At 56.6% G+C, this 18,302-nt stretch carries 17 protein-coding genes and 3 pseudogenes; 11 read left to right on the top strand and 9 right to left on the bottom strand.

What is annotated here, in order from left to right; translation table 11 throughout:
• Positions 1-3: 3 nt before the first annotated feature.
• From JZM24_RS19500 to yebS, 6 genes and pseudogenes are all read right to left on the bottom strand, one after another.
• Entirely contained in the window at positions 4-177 is a 174-nt protein-coding gene (locus JZM24_RS19500; RefSeq protein ID WP_312885029.1) for an aminotransferase class I/II-fold pyridoxal phosphate-dependent enzyme, read from the bottom strand.
• Positions 141-1,220 carry a pyridoxal phosphate-dependent aminotransferase gene (locus tag JZM24_RS14445; protein ID WP_312885030.1) on the bottom strand — a complete coding sequence of 360 codons (1,080 nt, stop codon included), beginning with the start codon at positions 1,218-1,220 and terminating at the stop codon, positions 141-143. The genes JZM24_RS19500 and JZM24_RS14445 overlap by 37 nt, the downstream gene beginning before the upstream one ends.
• A gap of 108 nt (positions 1,221-1,328) precedes the next feature.
• Positions 1,329-1,838, bottom strand: a complete 510-nt coding sequence (locus JZM24_RS14450) for a hypothetical protein (protein WP_215670522.1) — start codon at positions 1,836-1,838, stop codon at positions 1,329-1,331.
• A 394-nt stretch (positions 1,839-2,232) separates the two neighbouring features.
• Positions 2,233-2,478 carry a DUF1480 family protein gene (locus tag JZM24_RS14455; RefSeq protein WP_215670524.1) on the bottom strand — a complete coding sequence of 82 codons (246 nt, stop codon included), beginning with the start codon at positions 2,476-2,478 and terminating at the stop codon, positions 2,233-2,235.
• 182 nt (positions 2,479-2,660) lie between these two features.
• Positions 2,661-5,288: pseudogene (locus JZM24_RS14460) on the bottom strand (MlaD family protein).
• Positions 5,260-6,504: pseudogene (gene yebS / locus JZM24_RS14465) on the bottom strand (membrane integrity lipid transport subunit YebS). Before yebS ends, JZM24_RS14460 begins: the two co-directional pseudogenes overlap by 29 nt.
• Before the next feature lie 234 nt (positions 6,505-6,738).
• On the opposite strand from yebS, the gene msrC reads away from it, so the two are divergent.
• The 4 genes from msrC to htpX all read left to right on the top strand — a co-directional run bounded on the left by msrC (position 6,739) and on the right by htpX (position 11,135).
• Complete coding sequence (gene msrC, locus JZM24_RS14470; RefSeq protein WP_215670526.1) at positions 6,739-7,230, top strand: free L-methionine (R)-S-oxide reductase MsrC; 492 nt, start codon at positions 6,739-6,741, stop codon at positions 7,228-7,230.
• Between the two features lie 101 nt (positions 7,231-7,331).
• Complete coding sequence (gene proQ / locus JZM24_RS14475; protein WP_215670528.1) at positions 7,332-8,009, top strand: RNA chaperone ProQ; 678 nt, start codon at positions 7,332-7,334, stop codon at positions 8,007-8,009.
• Positions 8,010-8,028: 19 nt separating this feature from the next.
• A complete protein-coding gene (gene prc, locus JZM24_RS14480) occupies positions 8,029-10,062 on the top strand; it encodes a carboxy terminal-processing peptidase (RefSeq protein WP_215670530.1) in 2,034 nt (677 codons plus the stop codon).
• Between the two features lie 191 nt (positions 10,063-10,253).
• Positions 10,254-11,135 (top strand): protease HtpX, encoded by an 882-nt coding sequence (gene htpX, locus JZM24_RS14485; RefSeq protein ID WP_215670532.1) that lies wholly within the window; start codon positions 10,254-10,256, stop codon positions 11,133-11,135.
• 328 nt (positions 11,136-11,463) lie between these two features.
• On the opposite strand, the gene JZM24_RS14490 is transcribed toward htpX, so the two are convergent.
• Both JZM24_RS14490 and JZM24_RS19275 read right to left on the bottom strand, forming a co-directional pair.
• Positions 11,464-12,537 carry an MFS transporter gene (locus JZM24_RS14490; protein ID WP_512699073.1) on the bottom strand — a complete coding sequence of 358 codons (1,074 nt, stop codon included), beginning with the start codon at positions 12,535-12,537 and terminating at the stop codon, positions 11,464-11,466.
• Positions 12,538-12,540: 3 nt separating this feature from the next.
• Positions 12,541-12,849, bottom strand: coding sequence for a hypothetical protein (locus JZM24_RS19275; RefSeq protein WP_281418238.1), 309 nt, complete (start codon positions 12,847-12,849; stop codon positions 12,541-12,543).
• A 209-nt stretch (positions 12,850-13,058) separates the two neighbouring features.
• Between JZM24_RS19275 and kdgR the strand changes: the two genes are divergently transcribed.
• From kdgR to cspE, 7 genes and pseudogenes are all read left to right on the top strand, one after another.
• Positions 13,059-13,850, top strand: a complete 792-nt coding sequence (gene kdgR, locus JZM24_RS14495; RefSeq protein ID WP_215670534.1) for a DNA-binding transcriptional regulator KdgR — start codon at positions 13,059-13,061, stop codon at positions 13,848-13,850.
• Between the two features lie 63 nt (positions 13,851-13,913).
• A complete protein-coding gene (locus JZM24_RS14500) occupies positions 13,914-14,162 on the top strand; it encodes a DUF2766 family protein (protein WP_215670536.1) in 249 nt (82 codons plus the stop codon).
• A 166-nt stretch (positions 14,163-14,328) separates the two neighbouring features.
• A complete protein-coding gene (gene mgrB, locus JZM24_RS14505; protein ID WP_215670538.1) occupies positions 14,329-14,472 on the top strand; it encodes a PhoP/PhoQ regulatory lipoprotein MgrB in 144 nt (47 codons plus the stop codon).
• A gap of 92 nt (positions 14,473-14,564) precedes the next feature.
• Entirely contained in the window at positions 14,565-14,909 is a 345-nt protein-coding gene (locus JZM24_RS14510; protein ID WP_215670540.1) for a YebO family protein, read from the top strand.
• Between the two features lie 18 nt (positions 14,910-14,927).
• Positions 14,928-15,915 (top strand): annotated as a pseudogene (locus JZM24_RS14515) (MBL fold metallo-hydrolase).
• Between the two features lie 1,070 nt (positions 15,916-16,985).
• Positions 16,986-17,120 (top strand): DUF2627 domain-containing protein, encoded by a 135-nt coding sequence (locus JZM24_RS14520; protein WP_074013602.1) that lies wholly within the window; start codon positions 16,986-16,988, stop codon positions 17,118-17,120.
• Between the two features lie 23 nt (positions 17,121-17,143).
• Positions 17,144-17,353: a transcription antiterminator/RNA stability regulator CspE gene (gene cspE / locus JZM24_RS14525; RefSeq protein WP_005968829.1), complete on the top strand. Its 210-nt coding sequence runs from the start codon at positions 17,144-17,146 to the stop codon at positions 17,351-17,353.
• A 163-nt stretch (positions 17,354-17,516) separates the two neighbouring features.
• Here cspE and pgeF read toward each other — a convergent pair whose 3' ends face one another.
• Positions 17,517-18,272, bottom strand: a complete 756-nt coding sequence (pgeF, locus tag JZM24_RS14530; protein ID WP_215670542.1) for a peptidoglycan editing factor PgeF — start codon at positions 18,270-18,272, stop codon at positions 17,517-17,519.
• Positions 18,273-18,302: the final 30 nt, after the last annotated feature.

The following is an 18,302-nucleotide window of genomic DNA, read 5'->3' on the forward strand; positions in this document are numbered from 1 at the left end:
TCGTCACCCCAGTGCCCCGCAGGCCGCGACGATGCGCTCACAGGCCAGCGCCACCCGATCGTCGGCGATGCTATAGGCGATGCGGAAATGGTTGGCGATGCCAAACGCGGAGCCCGGTACCACCGCAACCTCGGCGGGATCTAGCAGATAGGCGGCCAGCGCCACGTCATCATGCACTGTTTCGCCTGACGGCTGCGTTTACCGATAAGGTCGCGGCAATCAACGAACAGGTAAAACGCGGCGGGGGGCGTCGCCACCTTCAGTTCCGGCGCCTGGCGCAAAAGCGACAGCGCCACATCACGGCGTTGGCGCAGGCGACCGCACCATTCGGGCAGCAGAGCTTGCGGTCCATTGAGCGCGGCCAGTGCGCCGGCCTGACCGATAGCGCTGGGGCAGGAGGTACTTTGCGATTGCAGCAGCGACAGTCCGTCAATCAGCCATTCCGGGCCGCCGGCGTAACCAAGACGCCAGCCCGTCATGGCATAGGCTTTCGACACGCCGTTGACGGTCAGGGTGCGTGCTGCCAGTGACGGCACGGCGGTGGCGAAAGAGACAAACGCCCCTTCGTAGACGATGTGTTCATAGATATCGTCAGATATCACCAGCACCCGCGGGTAAGTCGCCAGGACCTCGCCCAGCGCACGCAGCTCCTGCGCGTTATAAAGCGCACCGGAGGGATTGCCGGGAGAATTTATTAGCAGCCAGCGGCTGTTGGCGTTCAACGCGGCCTCAAGACGGGCGGGCGTCAATTTAAAATCGTCCTGGTCGCCCGGCTCGACATAACGCGGCACGGCGCCGGTCAGCCGCACCATTTCAGGGTAAGACACCCAATAAGGGGCTGGGATAGTCACTTCATCTTCCGGCTCAAGCGTGGCTAACAGCGCATTGAAAATAATTTGCTTGGCGCCAGTACTGGCGATAATTTGCCGTGGGGTAAACGTGAGCTGATTTTCACGCTTGAATTTAGCGATGATGGCCGCCTTAAGCGCCGGGGTGCCGCCGACATCCGTATAACGGGTTTGTCCATCGTGCAAGGCGGCAATGGCCGAGCGTACGATAGGCTCATGCGTGTCAAAATCGAGCTCGCCGGAACTCATGTTGATGATATCGCGACCTTCTGCGGTCAGTTTGCGGGCAAGCTGGGAGATGACCAACGTTACCGAGGGCTGTAGCGCGCGCAGTCGCGTCGACAGTTGGTCATGAATGACGTGGGCGGGCATCCTGCTGTCATCCTGTGTGGGTGAAAAGTCTATTCTTATCCAGCGCCCGGCGGATGAATAGCAAATATTTCGATTGCCCACCCCAAAAGATTTTGATGTATCGGGGCGCTAGGACATCATCGGCGGTTGCCGTGGCGCAGTGGTGTCCGCCGTGGTCGTTTGACTTAGCACCTCGCTGACTACGCGATAACAATTGTCGATATGGCTATTCCACAGCATTTTCATCGCGCTGAAGCTCAAGCCTGCCGCCAGCGCCTGGCCCAAAAAAGGGATATAGCGCGCCACCGACTTGGTCGCCACGCGGACACCGACGCGTTTCAGCGCGTGGGTGACGGCTTCACGGGTGAGGGTTTTGCCAATAAGACGACTGCCGACGCCGGTAATGGCGATAAAGTTATACTTCTTGCGATTGGGATGAAGCTGCGCCAACTGCTGCTCACTCAGGCCGAATCGCTCATTGATAGCCGGCAGCAGCGCCAGCAGAATCGATACATCGGTACCGATATCCAGGCCGGGCAGCGGAATGACGGAGGACCCCGCCGACAGCGCGGCGCGTTTGGTTACCATTTTGCGGCACGCTTCACGGGCTTCATCGAGTTGTTGACGGGTTTCTATCATAAACTGAGGCAATCCTGTGGCCTTATCCATAGGGGTAAGTTTAGCAGGCGCAACGCGGCGGAGGCGGGCGCTAGCGCGAGGTATCCTATTGCAGCGATAGGTCGCACCAACGCCGCAGGGGCATTATCATCTTTGCACCCTCATTCGTATTCATACTTATTTACTTACTCTTCTCAGCCTGCGGGCTGATTTTTTTTGCCCCGCGCCTGCAGCCAATATCAGCAACAGTAGCCGTCATCTTACCTGAACATCCCGTAGCAGTGCAGAGGACCGCTGGAGAGCGCGGGCCAACCGACACCCGGCAAAAGCCGCGCTGGCGCTGAGCTTGCCACGTTGTTGCCAGGAAAATGGACGGTAATACGATAGCCTCCCGCGGCGACGGGAGGAGACGGGGTTATTCGAGGCGCATGATCCAGGCATCATTATCGTGGTCGTAATGCTGACGGAACAAGATGTGCTCCTTTCCGTTCAGAAACGCCGGGATGCCGGTCTGTTCATCCCAGCCATCTAGCTGCAGGCACAGATCAGGATCGGATTTACAGGGGATGCTGACGATATTCTGGACCCGTTGATCACCGCCGCTGGAAAGGGTGGCATCATCAACGGCAAAACTGCCGATTTGCACTGTTGTCTTGGTCATGAATGGGCCCCTTATGCTGTGACGTGAGAAAGGCGTACTCCTGTGGCAAAGAGTTATTGCAGTATAGCGCAAGCAGCACGAAAAGCTAAATTCTCCGGTGCTGGCGTTCTTTCCGCCCGTTGCCGGTGCTCCCACGCCTATTGCCGGGGGATAAAGCCGCTGTTGCCAGGCCGTCGCGCCCATCAGTTCGGCGATACGGCGGTACCCCAGGTTTTCCACTCCTGTTGTTCCTCACCGTGAAGCAGGAAATGCTTGCCGTCGGTGGCTTTTGGCGCCAGCGGCGTCGTCGGCGGGGTGGCAAATGCGATGCCGCCGCGGACGAATTGCTGGAAGGTGCCGCTCTTTACGCTGCCGCCGGTTAGGCCGAATTTGATATCGTAGCCCGAGGCCAGCCAGAACAAGGAGTTGGTGCGCACCAGGTGCTGGTATTGACGGCTGATGCGCAGCGCCACGTAAACCCGGTCAGCCAGCGTGCCAAGAGCAAGCCTGGTGACCGTTCCCACCTCGATGCCGCGATACAGTACCGGCGTGCCGACCTGCAGGCTGCCGGCTTCCGGCGTGTCTACCACAATATTCAGCCCATTGAGATAACGGGAATCGGTGATGGTGGTCTGCTGCAGTTCAAATTCGCGCGCGACGCCGCCTTTGCCCGGTTCGACGTTGATATACGGCTGCAGCAGCGTTTCCAGATGATTGACCCCGGCGGCGGAAATTTCCGGCGTTACGACCGAAAAGCGCGTACCGTTGCGGGCAAAAGTCTGCACGTATTCGGGATACAATACCGCCTGCGCCAGCACCATATTATTGCCGGGGGAAAGCTTCATCGTCTCGATCTGGCCGACGTCAATCCCCAGATAGCGGATAGGCATACCGGGAGAAAGCTTACTGGCGTCTTAGGTACGTAGCACGATCTGGCTGCCCACCGCCCGTGCGGCGTTTTCCGAGCCGTAGAGCTTACGCGGCGCGCCTTTGGTCACCGCGACGCCCGCCAGATTGTCAAAACTGACGGCGCCTTTCAACGCGCGGTTCAGCGGTGAAGCATGTACCGTCAGGCCGCTGCCGTTAATTTGTACCCGCGCGCCACCTTCGGCCCAAAACACGCTTCTGTCGCTCAACAAATTACGGTATTTCGGCTGGATGTAAACATCGACTTTAAAGTCCTGCGGCGTAGGCCGCACATCCACAATCTCACCCACCTGGAATTTGCGGTAAAGCACTATCGAACCGGTCTGAATATCGGGCAAGTCGGTCGCGGTCAGCGTCAGGGTGGCGGAGGGGCTGTCCCCCTGTATGCCTTGTTCGGCCATCTCGCGATTGCCGTACAGGGGATAATGGCTCTGCGCCGGCCCTTGCGCGCCCGGTATGACTTCCACGCCGCCGTCCAGCCATTCCTGCGCGCTGGTACCCAATACCCGTACCCCGTCCAGACCGAATTTGACATCGACCCGGCTGTTGACGACAAACTTGGTGTCTTGATGGATGAGGCCGGCGTACTCCGGTTTAACGGCGGCGCTGAACACGACCTGCTCGCCCGTAAGCTGGCGTGCGGTAATCTTGCCCACCTGTATCCCTTTCATCGTCAGCGGCTGACCGGCGTCGATACCGTAGGTTTGCGGCGCGCTCAGAGTAAAGATTTTCACCCCCGGCAACTGCAGTAAACTACGGTTGCTGTCGGGCACCGTGAAACGCTGCTGCGGTTCCCCGTCTCCGGGAATCAGCTCCAGCGTGGTGCCGGCCAATAAACCGCTGATATCGGGCTGGGTGAGCGATAGCTGCGGCGTGGTCATTTCGATACGGGTACCGCTGCGCATCAAATCCGCTACCGACGGATTAAGCGTCAATTCGCCGGTGACATGTTTGTCTTTTCCCAGGGTGATTTTCGTTAGCATGCCGACTTCCAAGCCCTGATACAGCAAAGGCGTATGGCCGGCGCTAAGATGGCTGCCGTCGGGCAGATCGAGGGTAATGATGACGCCGCGCTGGCTATGGGCCAAATCGGGGTAAAGCCGATAATTGTCGTCAGTGCTGGCCTGGGCGCTAGCGGCCGGCGAGTCGAACGCGATGGCGCCGTTAACGAGCGCCGACACGCTTTCCATTTCTATCCGCGCGCCGTGAAGATCGACATTGACCTTCAGACCGGAGACATTCCAAAAGCGGCTGTCCTTTTTCACCAGATGAGTGAAGCGGCGATCGATCAGCACGTCAATGGTCACCCCTTTACGGTTGCGGGCGATGTCGAAATCGTAGACTTTGCCGACCGGCAGCTTGCGGAAATACACCAGCGAACCGGTACTGAGCGAGCCTAGATTGTCCGCCTGCAAATGCACCAGCAGCTCGCCGGTATTGACGCGATATTTGGGCTGGGTATCCAGGGCGGTGAAGTGGGTCTGTTCGTTGCCCTTACCCGGCATCATACCGATATAGTTCCCGCCGACCAGGGCGTCCAGGCCGGAAATGCCGGCCAGCGATGCCTTGGGCGTCACCAGCCAGAACTGCGTCCCTTCGCGCAGCGCGTCGCGCATATCGCTTTTGATGCTGGCCTCGACCTTGATAGTGCGCAGGTCATCGCTGAGCTTGATATTCTGTACGGTGCCGACCTCCACGCCCTGATAACGCACCGGCGTGCGCCCGGCGACGATGCCATCGGCGGAGACAAAATCAATCGTCACCGTGGTACCGCGCTCTTGCAGGGTGCTATAGACCAGCCAGCCGGCAATGAGCAGAGCGATAAACGGCAGCAACCAGAAAGGCGATATCCGGCGTTTGGTGCGGACGGTGGCATTAATCGGTGTAGTCGGCGTGTGTGGCATGTGCGTCCCATAGCAAACGGCTGTCCAACCACTCGACAGCGAGAATTGTCAAAATCACGGCGGAGCAAAAATAAAAGCCGGCCGGTCCCAGCGTAAAGGCAAGCAGTTGATCCAGGTCGACCAGCGATAGGGTAATGGCAATGACAAACAGATCGAGCATCGACCAGCGTCCAATCCAGATGACGAATCGCAACAGCCGCACGCGCGTCTTCATGCCGTGACGAACATTGAAATGGATGCTCAGCAAAAGCGTAAATAGCACAATGATTTTGATAAACGGCACCAAAATGCTGGCGATAAAGACCACGGCCGCCACCGCCACATTGCCCTGCGCCAGGGACAGAATGCCGGACATAATCGTATCCTCGTTACGGCTCCCGTTGAGGTAGATGATGGATATCGTCAGCACATTGGCCGGGATCAGCATGATAATCGCGGCGATGAGCGCCGCCCAGGCCTTTTGCAGACTGTGGCGCCGGCGGCGGCGCAGCGGCGTATGGCAGCGCGGGCAGCGTCCACGGGCGTCCGGCAGGCCGGTGAAGCGGCAGCCAAGGCAGACCCGCAGCGCGCCGGTCATTGGCAGCCCGGGGCGCGGCACCGCCTGTGGGAAATAGGTGTGTCACAGTTGGCCGGTATTGAGTTTGATGAGTGTCAGGAGACTGAGCAGCGTCAAAATAACGTAGGCGGTTAATCCCAGGCCGGAGGTGACGTCGGCGTAATCCTTTACTTTGATTGACGCCACGGCCATACCGACCAAATAAATATCGAGCATCACCCATTCTTTTAACCGATGCAGCATCAGCAGCACGGGGCGTAAATTCAGGCCCAGCCGCTGGCCGAAATACAAATATAACAGAGAAAAGACCAGTGTTGCGGGCGCCCCTATGGTGCAAAACGCCACCATGCTGGCGGTGATGATATTGCCCTGCAGTGCCATTTGCCAAATGCCCTGCAGCAAGCTGGCGCTAATGGGCGTGCCCAGCAGCCGGATGCTTATCAAGGGTTCGGTAAAAGCAAAGGGCATCAGCAGTAGCATCGCCGTCGCCGTTAGGCGGGTCATTCTCCAGTCCCGCCCGCGCACCACCTTCGCCCGGCAGCGCGGGCAGCAGGCATCCTGATTATCGCTCAGGGGCGGCAGGATAAATAAAACATCGCATTCCGGACAGCGTTGATATTGGCCGGACGGAAAGGCATCATGAATAGCGGTTATTTTCATCGCGCGGCGTTTACGCCTCCCCCACACCTCAATTTTTTACCCTCCATGCCGCCGTTGTCGGGTTATAATTAACCCCCGGCGAACCGCCTGCCTGGCCGGGCAAACATACCCGCGCGCGAACACTTTGTGAAGTCATAACGGATTAATCTTGTGGCTTTGGGCATTTATTGCTTATTTTATAGAGACTGGTGTGCCGTCTGCTACAACAAAGATTAGCTCATTTAATGGTTTATTATGAAAAAACAACAATTTTACGCCGAATTATTGCAGGATCTGTCGGCACTCCTTGAAGGCGAAACGCATTTTATCGCCGCGCTGGCCAACGCCAGCGCTTTGCTTTATGAGCGTCTGGAAGGGGTGAACTGGGCCGGTTTTTATTTACTCGACGGTGATATACTCGTTCTCGGGCCTTTTCAAGGTAAAGTCGCCTGCGCGCGCATCCCGCTCGGTAAAGGGGTGTGCGGCAGTGCAGCGGCGGAAAACCGGATTCAGCGTATCGGCGATGTGCATGCTTTCCCGGGCCATATCGCCTGTGATGCCGCCAGTAATGCGGAAATCGTATTGCCTATCACGCTAGACGGTCGTGTGGCGTGGGTATTGGACATCGATAGCACAATTTATCAACGCTTCGATCAGGATGATGAAGATGGACTGAAGGCAGTGGCGGATTACCTCTGCCGGAATTTGGGAACCACCAATATGCGCAAATTTATCACTAATACTTGATAATGATATACGGATAACGTGGCATTTGCCAATGGCGTCATTATAATGACGCCTGTTCATGCCTGCGCTGGTTGGCAAGCCCGTTGTAATCAGGAAAATTCATGGAAAATCAACCTAAGTTGAACAGCAATAAAGAAGTCATTGCCTTTCTGGCGGAGCGATTTCCGCTCTGTTTCACGGCAGAAGGCGAAGCCAGGCCGCTTAAGATCGGCATCTTTCAGGACCTCGTGGCACGGGTTCGGGGCGAAGAGAATATTAGCAAGACGCAACTGCGCTCCGCGTTGCGCCTTTATACCTCAAGCTGGCGTTACCTCTACGGGATAAAGCTCGGCGCCCAGCGCGTTGATCTCGACGGCAATCCCTGCGGCGAGTTGGAAGCGCAGCATGTTGAACATGCACTTAAGCAGCTAGAGGAAGCCAAGGCCCGCGTTCAGCTTCAGCGGGCCGCTCAGCAGGCGAAAAAACGCGAAAACGGCGAGGCCACGGGGCCGCGTCGACCCGCTGCGGGCAAGCGGCCCGCCAAGAGTGACAACGTCATACCCAGCAAACCGCGTCCCAAACAACAACGTCCCGCGCCGGCCCCCAGGCAAACGGCGCCGGTCGTCAAAACCGTGCCTGTCACCGATATTTCTGCTTTACACATCGGCCAGGCTATTAAAGTCAAAGTGGGTAAAAGTCCCATGGACGCAACCGTCATGGAAATCGCCAAAGAAGGGGTACGTGTGCAGCTCTCTTCCGGGATGGCTTTGATAGTACGCGCAGAACACATGCAGTTCTGATACGGAGGCCAACCAGGGCATGAACACATTTGTCAGAGTCGCCATCATGGCGGGGGCGCTACTGGCGGGCGGAGCGATGGCGAAAGACGACATCACCCGCGCCGATCAGATACCGGCGTTAAAAGAATCAGCACAGCAGAATACGGTAAGCCAGCGCGTCAGCGCGCGGTTTACGCGTTCGCATTATCGTCAGTTTGATCTGGACGCGTCTTTCGCCGGTAAAATTTTCGACCGTTACCTGAACATGCTCGACTATAGCCACAATGTGTTGCTGGCCTCGGATATTGCCCAGTTCGCCGCCCAAAAATCGCAGCTGGCCGATGAGCTGAAGAGCGGTAAACTGGACCTGCCGTATGCGATGTACAATCTGGCGGAAAAGCGCCGGTTCGAGCGCTATCAGTATGCCCTAGCGCAGTTTGGCAAACCGATGGACTTTAACGGTAACGGGGCCATCGAAATCGACCGCAGCAAAGCTCCCTGGCCCAAAACCACGGCCGAACTGGACGCGCTTTGGGATGCCAAGGTGAAGTATGACGCGCTGAACCTCAAGCTCACCGGCAAAGATGAGAAAGAGATCCGCGATATATTAACCAAGCGTTATCAGTTTGCCATCCGGCGGCTGGCGCAAAGCAACAGTGAAGACGTATTCCAGCTCATCATGAACGCCTTCGCCCATGAAATCGATCCGCACACCAATTACCTTTCTCCGCGCAACACCGAGCAGTTTAACACCGAAATGAGCCTGTCGCTGGAAGGCATCGGCGCGGTATTGCAGATGGATGATGATTACACGGTAATAAACTCGCTGGTGCCAGGTGGCCCGGCGGCGAAAAGTAAAGCCATTACCGTGGGCGACCGGGTGGTGGGCGTTGGCCAGACCGGCAAACCGATGGTTGATGTCATCGGCTGGCGGCTGGATGACGTCGTGTCGCTGATAAAAGGGCCGAAGGGCAGCAAGGTGCGGTTGGAAATCCTGCCCGCCGGCAAAGGCACCAAAACCCGTATCGTCACCGTCACCCGCGAGCGTATCCGGCTCGAGGATCGGGCGGTGAAAATGTCGGTGAAAACCATCGGCAAGGAAAAAGTGGGCGTGCTGGACATTCCAGGGTTCTACGTGGGCCTGACCGATGATGTCAAGGTACAGCTGCAGAAGCTGGAAAAACAGAACGTGCAGAGCATCATCATCGATTTGCGCGCCAACGGCGGCGGCGCCTTGACCGAGGCCGTGTCGCTGTCGGGGTTGTTTATTCCCAGCGGTCCGGTGGTGCAGGTGCGCGATAACAACGGTAAAATACGCGAAGATAGCGACACCGAAGGCATTGTCTATTATAAAGGCCCGCTGGTGGTGCTGGTCGATCGGTTCAGCGCCTCCGCATCGGAGATTTTCGCCGCGGCAATGCAGGATTATGGCCGGGCGCTGGTGGTCGGCGAGCCGACCTTCGGTAAAGGTACCGTGCAGCAATACCGCTCGCTGAACCGTATCTACGATCAAATGTTGCGCCCGGAATGGCCTGCGTTGGGGTCTATCCAATACACCATTCAGAAATTCTATCGCGTCAACGGTGGCAGCACGCAATGTAAAGGCGTGGTGCCGGATATCATCATGCCAACCGGCACCGAGACGGTCGAAACTGGCGAAAAATTTGAAGATAATGCGCTCCCTTGGGACAGTATTAACGCGGCCACCTATACCAAGGCTGGCGATTTGAAGCCGTTTGCCGCACAATTGCTGAAAGCGCATCAGGCGCGCATCGCCAAGGATCCTGAATTCCAGTACATACAGCAGGATATCGCGCGTTACCACGCCATGAAAGATAAGCGTAACTGGGTATCTCTCAACTTCGCCCAACGGGAGAACCATGAGGATGACGCTATCCGTCTGCAGCGCACTAATGAGAGGCTTATCCGTCAGGGTAGCAAACCGGTGGAGAATCTGGAGGCGATCCCTAAGGATTTTAAAGAACCGGATCCCTATCTGGATGAAACGGTGCAGATTGCGCTGGACCTCTCACATGCCGAGGCCAGCCAACCCGCCGCTCCCCCGGCGGGGTAAACGGCTCACCAGGGCGCCGACACCGGCGCCCTGGTGAGCCGTGTGTCAGGGAAGGGAGCAAAAAGTTTAACAAAATGTAAAGTTATGTATTTTTAGCGACTCATCGACGCGCAATGCTTGAAAATCGCCGGTAAGACCCTAGATTAACGTTACGCAATAAGCGTGATCATTTCTAAGGAACCTGACATTTTATGATGCGTATCGCTCTTTTCTTGCTCACTAACCTGGCGGTAATGGCGGTGTTCGGTATTGTACTGAGCCTCACCGGGATCCAGTCCTCCAGTGCAGCCGGATTAATGATTATGGCCGGGCTATTCGGTTTCGGCGGAGCTTTCGTTTCGCTGTTAATGTCAAAATCTATGGCGCTGCGCTCGGTCGGCGGCGAAGTGATTGAGCAGCCGCGCAATGAAACCGAACGCTGGCTGCTCAATACCGTGCGCCAGCAGGCGCAGCAGGCGAACATCGCCATGCCGCAGGTAGCCTTGTATCACGCCCCCGATATCAACGCGTTCGCCACCGGCGCCCGGCGCGATGCGTCGCTGGTGGCCGTCAGCACCGGTCTGCTACAAAGTATGAACCGCGACGAGGCCGAAGCGGTTATCGCGCACGAAATCAGCCATATCGCCAATGGCGATATGGTGACCATGACCCTTATTCAGGGCGTGGTGAACACCTTCGTCATTTTTGTCTCGCGTATTCTGGCGCAGCTGGCGGCGGGCTTTATGTCGTCGAACCGTGACGAGGGGGAAAGCGGTAACGGCAACCCGCTGGTGTATTTCGCCGCTTCCATGGTGCTGGAGCTGGTGTTTGGCGTATTGGCGAGCATTATTACCCTGTGGTTCTCACGCCACCGCGAATTCCACGCCGACGCCGGCTCGGCCAGATTGGTGGGGCGCGAGGAAATGATTGCGGCGCTGCAGCGGCTGAAAACCAGCTATGAACCCCAGGAAGCCAGCAGCATGATGGCCTTGTGCATTAACGGCCGCAACAAGACTTTTAGCGAATTGTTCATGTCGCACCCGCCGCTGGATAAACGGATTGAAGCGCTGCGTTCCGGCGCATATCTGCAATAAGGGCGCCGTCGGTCCGACGCCCTCGCGCCGGCCGGCGGTGGCCTTGGGACTTTGGTGCCGGCCGGTAATGCCCGTAATATTCTTTCGCCTGTCGGCGGTGGCCTTAATACTCTGGCGCCTCTCGGTGGTGACTTTGGGACTCTGGTGCCGGGCGGTAGTGACATTGATACTCTGGCGTCTCTCGGTGGTGGCCTCAAAAACTCTGGCGCCGGCCGCTAAACGCTGCAGCGACTCCCTGGCGTGGCGGGCAGCCAGAGAACCCCACCCGTAGCAAAGGGGTCTTTTTTGCCCGACGCCGCCATCTTACCCTGTGCCATCGGCGCTGCGCTTATTTTCCCACCGCTTGCTGCGGGTTAGCTTGCGTCATACGCAGCGGACTGACCAGCGCGGCGCCGGCGGCGAAAATACCCGCCAGCACCAGCGAGGCGTGGGTGCCGCTGTCGCCAAACATATTAAACATCAGCGCGACCAGGGCGGCACCGCTGGTTTGACCAAACAGGCGGGCGGTACCTAACATGCCGCTGGCGCCGCCGCTGCGATTACGCGGTGCAGAGGTGATAATGGTATGGTTGTTAGGCGACTGAAACAGGCCGAAACCAGCGCCGCACAGCATCATGCGCCAGATAATCTCGCCGTCGCTCGGCGCCGCCGGCAGCCAGGCCAGCGAAAATAGTCCCAGGGCAAACAAACACATGCCGATGCCCCCCAATAGCCCTGCGTGCACCCGGCCGATAAGGGCGCCGGCCAGCGGGGCAAAGACCATGGTCGCCAGCGGCCAGGGCGTCAGCAGCATACCGGTGGCAACCTCTGTACGGCCCAACACGGTTTGCAGATAGAAGGGCAGCGATACCATTGCCAACATTTGTGCGCTAAAAGAGCAGATGGAGGTACACATGGACAGGGAGAACAGGGGAATGCGCAGCAAATCCACCGGCAGCAGCGGCCAGCGCTGGCGTAACTGCTGACGGACAAACAAGGTTCCCACAGCCAGGGCCAGACAGAGCTCAATGGCTATCCAGCGGCCGTTGACCTGTTGGGCGAAGCCGCTCAGCGCACAAAGCAGCAGGCCGAAGGTCAGGGCATTCATCAGCGCTCTGGCGGCATTAAAACGCTGGCCGCTGTTTTTCTGCGGGTTGACAGGCAGGTAGCGGTGTCCCAACCAAAGGGCGAACAGGCCAATAGGCACATTGATCGCAAATAGCCACTGCCAACTGGCCACCGACAGTACACCGGCCGCCACCGTAGGCCAGGCAGCGGTGGAAACGGCTACCATCAGCGTATTAATGGCCATGCCGCGGCCGAGAATACGCTGCGGGTAAATAATCCGGATCAATGCGCCATTGATACTCATCACCGCCGCGCGCCCAACCCCTGTAGCATGCGGGCGCCAATCAGCATCCATAGGCTATCTGATAATGCGCAAAGTAAAGACATCACGCTGAACACCGCCAGACCACACTGATAAACGCGACGGTAGCCGTAGATATTGCCGAGGCTGGCGAAGGAACAGCAGTGAAACGATTATCGCCAATTGATAGGCATTGACGACCCAAATTGAAGCCGCCGGACTGGCGTGAAGTTCCCGGGCGATAGTGGGCAAGGAGACGTTGGCGATGGCACCATCCAGGACCGCAATGGAGACGCTCAACACAATCGTTAGAATGGCTCCGTAGCGCTGCGGCAGGGGAAGGCCGTCATGGTCGATGTGGGTCATTAAGGTTCGTTCATCCGTAAAAGCCTTTACTGTAACACTTTTGTTGCAATCGGCGAGCTGCGTTTCGCGCGGGAAATGTAATAAATACTAACTAACAACGGCCCCTGTCGGGCGAACCCTCATTGCGCTGGCGACGGCCTTGCCATTATACTAAAAATCATGTTCTATTTTTTAAAACAAATAACTCCCTGTACAGGATACCTATTAACATGGCGATAGCAGAAGTCGACCGGCAACCTGATTCGGTGTCGTCGGTATTAAAAGTGTTCGGCATCCTCCAGGCGCTGGGGGAAGAGCGTGAAATTGGTATTACCGAACTATCGCAGCGGGTAATGATGTCCAAAAGTACGGTATGCCGCTTCCTGCAAACGATGAAATCCCTGGGTTATGTCGCGCAGGAGGGGGAATCGGAAAAATATTCATTAACGCTTAAATTATTTGAGCTAGGCGCGAAAGCGCTGCAAAACGTCGATTTGATACGTATCGCCGATATCCAGATGCGTGTGTTGTCCAACTTGACGCGTGAAACCATTCATCTCGGCGCCCTGGATGAAGACAGCATTGTCTATATCCACAAGATTGACTCATTGTACAATTTACGCATGTATTCCCGCGTTGGCCGCCGCAATCCGCTTTACAGCACCGCTATCGGCAAAGTGCTGCTAGCCTGGCGCGAGCCCTCTGAGGCGCGCGATATTTTGGCCGATGTGGTCTTTACCCGCAGCACCTCGCGCACCGCCGGCAGTCGTGAGGCGTTACTGCCGGAACTGGAGCAAGTACGCGCCCAAGGCTTCGGCGAGGATAACGAGGAACAGGAAGAAGGGCTGCGCTGCATCGCGGTGCCGATATTTGACCGTTTTGGCGTCGTCATTGCCGGCCTGAGCATTTCGTTTCCCACCATTCGTTTCTCGGAAGACGCCAAAAACGATTATGTCAAAATGCTGCACGACGCGGCGCGCACGATCTCCCGCCAAATAGGCTACCGCGACTATCCGTTTTAACGCCCCGTTGACCGAACCGGGTTATCTCACCCGGTTCGGATGCTTACGCATAAAGGAAAAGACATGACACAACCCTTTACTGAAAACCAGGAACTGGTGTCCGATCTGGTCGCCTGCCAGCTGGTGATAAAACAGATTTTGGACGTTATCGATATCATCGCGCCGGCGGAGGTACGTAATAAAATGTCCGCGCAACTGAAAAACATCGATTTTGGCACCCATCCGGCCGCGCGTGATCCCCTCACCCGGCGCGCGATTGAGAAAGCTATCGCCATTATCGACATGAAGTTTGATCGTTCCACCCCGCATTAATCGCGGTCTACCGGTCGCCTTCAGCCAATGAATGCGACCGTCTCGATTTACCAGTGCGTTTTCTTACTTAAAAATCATTTCATTGAAAACTAATTAAGGTGCTGTTATCTACGGTTTAAGTTTTAGTAGATAACATTAGTGCATTAGGCATTTCAGGAATAGGGTTTTGAAAAGAAGCACAACGGTTAAATTAATCGCGATTCTGCTGCTCTGCCTGGCTCTTTGGCTGTCGGCGCTGAATAGCTTTTGTGACCAGGGAGGGGATTTTTTCAGCGGCCTATGTCTGGTCACCAAATGGATGCCTTGGTAACGTCTGTTAACAGGCAAATTTTGTCAGCAGGGTACTAAGTCGGCCATGGAGTGATAAGATAGCCACTGGTTTAATGAGTGGCAGGTCAGTTCATGAATGAGTTGGGAGATAGCAGCCTGAATATTGCCGTCGCCGTGGCGTCCGTCGCGGTATTCGTTATTGTGCTGGCGGTGTGGTTTTTCCTTAACCGCGCCAGCGTCAAAGCGAACGAGCAGATAGCTTTGCTTACCGAGCTTCTGGAGCAGCAAAAACAGCAAACCGCGCTGCTGGCGAAGCTCACGCGGGGAGAAGGGCCGAACCCGGCCGTGCCTACCGTCCCCGGTGAGCCCGTCATGTTTAAAGATTTTATCGCTGAACGAGATAATACCCCAACGCACGTTACCCCCCCTGGCCGGCATAGGGACGGTGGGCTATCCCTTTGCGTTGTCCGTCCTTAACAGGGAGAGTGCAAAACCATGAGCAAGCGCAACCGCTGGTATGATCCCGACAGACTCCACCATACGCCGACCGGCTTCACCAACCCTGACGTCTCCTTGCGCGATCCGGGGGCGCTTAAACGCTGGCGGGAAGAGCGCAAGGCGCAAGGATTGCCGCGGCCGCCTGGGGAGGGTTATGAAGGCTTTATTCGCCAATGGTGGCAAAAAGCCGACTTCAGCGGTCAGGAAGACGCCGTATGGTGGATTGGCCACGCCTGCCTGCTACTGCGGGGTAGCTGGGCGGCATATCCTTATCGATCCAGCGCTGGGCAACCGCGCCTCCCCGCTGCCGTTTGCCGGGCCATTGCGCAAAACGCCGCTTGCGGCAACTCTCGCTGAATTGCCCGCCATCGATTGGGTTTTATATTCCCATAATCATTATGATCACCTTGATCGCGGCACCCTGCGGCGGCTGTTAAAGCGATTTCCCGCGTTACGGGTTGCTGCGCCTTTGGGCATGGGGGACTGGTCGCGCCGGCACGGCGTCAAACACGTCGACGAATGTGACTGGTGGGACGCGCTTACGCTTACGGAATTTTCGCTGCACTGCACGCCGGCCCGTCACTGGAGTATGCGCACGCTATGGGACCGCAACCAGAGTTTGTGGTGCGGCTGGGTGGTGTCGACATCGCAATGGCGGTTCTTTTTTGCCGGCGATAGCGGCTACACCCCGCGACTGGCGGAGGTAGGTCAGCGATTGGGGCCGTTCGATGCAGCTGCGCTGCCTATCGGCGCCTATGCACCAGAATGGTTCATGGCGGAAAGTCATATGAGTCCGACCGAGGCGGTGCGTTTGTATCAAGAGCTGCAAAAGCCCCGGACGATCCCGATTCATTGGGGCGTGTTCGAGCTGGCGGATGAATCACTGGACGAACCGCCGCGCGAGTTACTGCGTGCCCAGCGAGCGGCGAGTATAGACAGTGCTGATTTCACCGCGCTGAAAATTGGCGGTAAACTGAGCCTCTAATTTCTGTATTCGGCCGCTGTGTATGCAGCGCTAGACTCGCGGGCGAAGTCTCTTCACGCGGATGGGCTCGCGCAGGGGTGTCCAGGGCCTGAGGGACTCGCGGGCATTGAACGAGGTGCCGGTTGGGGGCATACCCTGTGGTGTGGTGGTTGGTGCAGCGGTGAACCCGGGATTGCTAGAGCGTGTTGTTAAACGGTCTGGCGCTGTGAGCGTTGCCGAGTTTTGGACTAAGGCGGAACAGCCCGTCGCCGGCACCTGATTCGCCATCCGCCCATGCCGCTGCCGCCGAGTTTCATGGGCGCCAGCGTCTCAAATTGAATATTGTCGCTAAGCTCCGGTCAGCAAAGAGGGGTAATTAAACGAAGCGGTGTGACAAATACCCTCAATTTCATTCACGGTCGGTTTCCTTTTCCGACTGTCATATTGCTTTAATATTCACCGTAAATAGCGCGTTAATAACAAACCAGCCCAAACGCAGCAGGTAATAAATGAACATTATGTGTCTTTTTTGTTCGTTTGGGTGCATTAACGGCGTTTAGGTTATTTTTAAATTTATTAATTGGCATATTAGCATCTCATGCACGCGCAAAGATTGCACAACTTTGGTGATCCTTTATAGCGCAACTCCGGCACCGTACTGGGGCGGTAGCGGTTGGTCATAAGCGGGTGTTATCCTGTGCGAAAGCATAGGGGGCGGGCATGGCATAATGCCTCGATCATAAAGGTTTAGCACATTCTTTTACTATGTTAGAAAAAGAGGTTATAAGACCAGGAGTGAAAATTGTGAACTGGGCCTCTTGATTTCTTACTATGATGAATGAATAGTTATTTCTGAATAATGCATTGGACGCCAGCAGGGGTTTGCGCTAATGTTATCCTTATCCGATAACGGCAGGCCGTAGTGCTATAACCCAGCATGAAGTGAGGGTCTCACGCACCTTATTGATGCCAGGTGGGTAGTCCAGTGTCTTGATAATGCGCGACATATCCGGCCCTGATTAAAAATGGCTTGCCATTATTTACAGAGTATGTGATAACGCAATTGGGTAAAACGAGGTACAGTTCTGTATATGAGTGGCATTTTCAGTAAAGAAGTTTTGCGTGTAGACGATTTCGTTGCATACCGCTTCTCTGCCGATCCTTATCTTAGTGCCTCAAGCAGTAACGACTCCAGTTTGTCTCTACATCGCCAAAGGGCGATTTAAACACTCCAAAGGAAATATGCAAGATGGCAAAGATTAAAGGTCAAGTGAAGTGGTTCAATGAGTCTAAAGGTTTTGGTTTCATCACTCCGGCCGATGGCAGCAAAGACGTGTTTGTTCACTTCTCCGCTATTCAGGGTAACGGTTTCAAAACGCTGGCCGAAGGCCAAAACGTAGAATTCGAGATCCAGGATGGCCAGAAAGGCCCTTCAGCAGTTAACGTAACTGCCCTGTAATCCAGGTTGCTGCGGCAACGGTCGGTCATTTGACTGACGGATGACATCTAAGTCCCCCTGCTGGCTTCGCGTCAGCGGGGGGATTTAACTTTTGGCCGGCAACCTATCAGGTCTGTCCCGGCATTGCCGCGGTTGGCTGACGCGTCGTTTGTTCCGCCTCACTTTACTTTCCCATAACATCCACGCCGGCGTTGCACTCCGCTGCGTCGTCCGGCAGCATGATAAGCCCGCTGTGCTGATTGCGTCCACTGATGGAAGGATGGGCGGGATCCCGCTCGCGCTGCTGGCTATTGCGGCGAAAACTGGTATAACGCAGGCATTCCGCCGGCCCAGGTGCCGGGCAGCAGAGGGTGCAATGGCCGATGGTGTCGACCGCGACGAATCCGAGCGTCAGTAACTGCAGCCGGGCAATAGCCGCCAAATCCAGATGGCGCGGACGTGGCGCGATAACCGCGGCGGATAGCGGCAATTGCTGCCTGAATTCATCCACCAGCGCCTGACTGACTTCATAACAGCACGGCCCGGCCGCGGGGCCTATCGCTGCGACCCACTGCGATGGCTTGTCGCCTACCGCGTCAAGCGTGGCGGCAAATTGCCCGAGGATCCCCGCCAGCAAACCGCGCCATCCCGCGTGCACGGCGCCAATACGCCGGCCGTCGCGGCGGCAGAACAGTACCGGCAAACAATCGGCGGTCAGCACCGTCAACAGTATACCGGGAACATCGGTAATAACGCCGTCAAGCTCGCCAGGCGCCTCGCCTGGCCGGCGTACCCAGCCGATGGCGGTACCATGCACTTGCTTCTTGTCCGGCAGCGTCATCTGCCAGGACTGAAGCCTCTCAGGCATCAGCGACGCCTTGTCGCCAAAGCCGTGCACCACCCTGGGGATTGGGGACAGCAGGGATGAATAAGCGTTCATTGTCGTTGTGGGAAGCATGTGAAAGATGCG

Source organism: Candidatus Sodalis endolongispinus, assembly GCF_018777395.1.
Taxonomy (GTDB): domain Bacteria; phylum Pseudomonadota; class Gammaproteobacteria; order Enterobacterales; family Enterobacteriaceae; genus Sodalis_B; species Sodalis_B endolongispinus.

Bases quoted from the DNA above. Each gene is read 5' to 3' on its own strand.
- JZM24_RS14445 (WP_312885030.1), bottom strand. From the start codon at position 1,220: ATGCCCGCCCACGTCATTCATGACCAACTGTCGACGCGACTGCGCGCG.
- JZM24_RS14450 (WP_215670522.1), bottom strand. From the start codon at position 1,838: ATGATAGAAACCCGTCAACAACTCGATGAAGCCCGTGAAGCGTGCCGC.
- JZM24_RS14455 (WP_215670524.1), bottom strand. From the start codon at position 2,478: ATGACCAAGACAACAGTGCAAATCGGCAGTTTTGCCGTTGATGATGCC.
- msrC (WP_215670526.1), top strand. From the start codon at position 6,739: ATGAAAAAACAACAATTTTACGCCGAATTATTGCAGGATCTGTCGGCA.
- proQ (WP_215670528.1), top strand. From the start codon at position 7,332: ATGGAAAATCAACCTAAGTTGAACAGCAATAAAGAAGTCATTGCCTTT.
- prc (WP_215670530.1), top strand. From the start codon at position 8,029: ATGAACACATTTGTCAGAGTCGCCATCATGGCGGGGGCGCTACTGGCG.
- htpX (WP_215670532.1), top strand. From the start codon at position 10,254: ATGATGCGTATCGCTCTTTTCTTGCTCACTAACCTGGCGGTAATGGCG.
- JZM24_RS14490 (WP_512699073.1), bottom strand. From the start codon at position 12,537: ATGGATGCTGATTGGCGCCCGCATGCTACAGGGGTTGGGCGCGCGGCG.
- JZM24_RS19275 (WP_281418238.1), bottom strand. From the start codon at position 12,849: ATGACCCACATCGACCATGACGGCCTTCCCCTGCCGCAGCGCTACGGA.
- kdgR (WP_215670534.1), top strand. From the start codon at position 13,059: ATGGCGATAGCAGAAGTCGACCGGCAACCTGATTCGGTGTCGTCGGTA.
- JZM24_RS14500 (WP_215670536.1), top strand. From the start codon at position 13,914: ATGACACAACCCTTTACTGAAAACCAGGAACTGGTGTCCGATCTGGTC.
- JZM24_RS14510 (WP_215670540.1), top strand. From the start codon at position 14,565: ATGAATGAGTTGGGAGATAGCAGCCTGAATATTGCCGTCGCCGTGGCG.
- JZM24_RS14520 (WP_074013602.1), top strand. From the start codon at position 16,986: ATGAGTGGCATTTTCAGTAAAGAAGTTTTGCGTGTAGACGATTTCGTT.
- cspE (WP_005968829.1), top strand. From the start codon at position 17,144: ATGGCAAAGATTAAAGGTCAAGTGAAGTGGTTCAATGAGTCTAAAGGT.
- pgeF (WP_215670542.1), bottom strand. From the start codon at position 18,272: ATGAACGCTTATTCATCCCTGCTGTCCCCAATCCCCAGGGTGGTGCAC.